This is a genomic window from Kitasatospora sp. MBT63, from assembly GCF_000710465.2.
In the GTDB taxonomy this organism is placed as follows: Bacteria; Actinomycetota; Actinomycetes; order Streptomycetales; family Streptomycetaceae; genus Kitasatospora.
The window spans coordinates 1-264 of sequence record NZ_JAIZ01000695.1; the positions used below are offsets into that span (position 1 = coordinate 1).

The 264-nt window shown below is 73.1% G+C and carries 1 protein-coding gene; it reads right to left on the reverse strand.

The genetic code is table 11. The features are described 5' to 3' along the window. Positions 1 to 264, reverse strand: a 264-nt coding sequence (locus tag AA75_RS50250) for a hypothetical protein (RefSeq protein ID WP_033824744.1), incomplete at both ends; no start/stop codon positions are given.

Consider the following 264-nt stretch of genomic DNA (forward strand, 5'->3'; position numbering starts at 1 on the left):
TGAGGTCCTTGTGCAGGGGGTTCCCGGAGACGTCCAGCTGCCGGTCGGCGGCGAACGGTGCGCCGGGGTACTGGGCGCTGGTGGGCTGCATGTCGGTGCCGGTCGCCGTGCCGCCGTGGCCGTGGACGGGGACGCTCTTGACGTCGCCGGAGGTGCTCTCGGAAACCCGGCCGAGGCCGTCGTAGGCACTGCTCGAGGCTGCGGGTGCGGGCAGGGTGGTGTCGGCGAAGACGCTGCTCGATGCGACGGGGCGTCCGGCGAGGT